This is a genomic window from Acinetobacter sp. TYF_19 (genome assembly GCF_043105125.1).
Taxonomy (GTDB): Bacteria; Pseudomonadota; Gammaproteobacteria; order Pseudomonadales; family Moraxellaceae; genus Acinetobacter; species Acinetobacter johnsonii.
In genome coordinates this window covers 1-1278 of record NZ_JBICLH010000086.1, presented here as the reverse complement: position 1 = coordinate 1278, position 1278 = coordinate 1, and the positions used below count along the sequence as shown (strand labels likewise).

The following is a 1278-nucleotide window of genomic DNA, read 5'->3' as shown; positions in this document are numbered from 1 at the left end:
GAAACCAGTGCCGATACCTTACTTCAGCCTGAAAACAATCCAATGTTTAACCATGTCAGCATGGGGGCGTATGGTAAAGCCAAACTTGCCAAAGCGGGAATGGTTGAAACTCATACCTACAGCATGCCGATTTCGCCTGAAGTGGGTGAATGTGTGCCAGGAGAAGTGATTGCCTTTAATGCAGAGTGGTGGGGCATTGTAGATAGTGTCAGTGTTTCGTTTAGTCATGCAGTGGTCAATCAAACCGTGAAAGTGGAGCGTGTGAATCGTGAGTAATGCATTACAGCGTTTAATTGATTTACTGCCTACAGCTGCAGAGTTTGTAGGAACCATTACCAGTGTGGATCATCCCAATTACAAAGTGTTGGTGGTGGGTGGATCAGGCTTAAATCTGGTCACCAGCTCAACCCGCTATAACTTAGGAGCATCTGTATTCGTATCTGATGGTGAGATTAAACGACTCGCACCATTGGGTGAAGTAATTCAAATAGAAGTTTAAGTTTTTAAAAAGTATATGGCGCTCATTGAGCGCTTTTTTATTGCCAAAAAATTAGGAGTGGTCTATGAATGACCCTTTAAGCATCAAGGGCCTACCATGGCTTTTTAAAATTATAGCTGCAGTGGTTGGGGCAATCTTTGCCCTGACATTATCAGGGGATATCGACACTGAAGGACGCATTAAAATCACCATGGGTGTGATTATGAAATTCACCTTTAGCGTAGCAATTAGTCTGTATGGTGGTTCAGCATTCATTGAATATTATGGTTGGCATGTCTATTCACATATGACGCAAGGCTTTGTGATGTTGATCTTTGCGATTTTCGGAATGTTGTTAATTGGCATCTGGTATCAGGCAATTCAGCTGTTACGTGGTAAAACCATTGGTGAATTAATCTTTGAAATTCGATCAGCTTTTAAAGCAATGTTTAAGTGAGTAAGTGAAAAATGAAGCATATTTTTGATTTTTTAAGAAAGATCAGTGGTGGAACACTTACTCAAAAGCAAGTCAATGCTGCCAACCAAGTGATTGCAACGGCTACAGATGCAACGGTGGCTGATATGCTGGGTATTGCGATCGACCAGATGGTGGTTAGTCTTTTTGGTGTGGATCTCATCTGTGGTTTTGAAGGAAAACGGCTTGCTGCTTATGATGATGGGGTTGGTGTGTGGACGATTGGATTCGGTACCACAGTTTATCCGAACGGCATCAAAGTCAAGAAAGGTGATACCTGTACTGAAGCACAAGCAAAAGCTTATATGGCCCATGATTTAAAGAA

The 1278-nt window shown here is 41.9% G+C and carries 3 protein-coding genes and 1 pseudogene; all 4 read left to right on the top strand.

Going from position 1 to position 1278, the window contains the following annotated elements:
• Positions 1 to 276: pseudogene (locus ACF8FD_RS14685) on the top strand (hypothetical protein); the annotation flags it as partial.
• Positions 269 to 499 carry a hypothetical protein gene (locus tag ACF8FD_RS14680; RefSeq protein ID WP_058869408.1) on the top strand — a complete coding sequence of 77 codons (231 nt, stop codon included), beginning with the start codon at positions 269 to 271 and terminating at the stop codon, positions 497 to 499. The pseudogene ACF8FD_RS14685 and the gene ACF8FD_RS14680, both read left to right, overlap by 8 nt.
• A gap of 64 nt (positions 500 to 563) precedes the next feature.
• Entirely contained in the window at positions 564 to 935 is a 372-nt protein-coding gene (locus tag ACF8FD_RS14675) for a hypothetical protein (protein ID WP_087010935.1), read from the top strand.
• Between the two features lie 11 nt (positions 936 to 946).
• A partial coding sequence (locus tag ACF8FD_RS14670) for a glycoside hydrolase family protein (protein ID WP_392453534.1) occupies positions 947 to 1278 on the top strand: 332 nt, incomplete at its 3' end.

Bases quoted from the DNA above. Each gene is read 5' to 3' on its own strand.
- ACF8FD_RS14675 (WP_087010935.1), top strand. From the start codon at position 564: ATGAATGACCCTTTAAGCATCAAGGGCCTACCATGGCTTTTTAAAATT.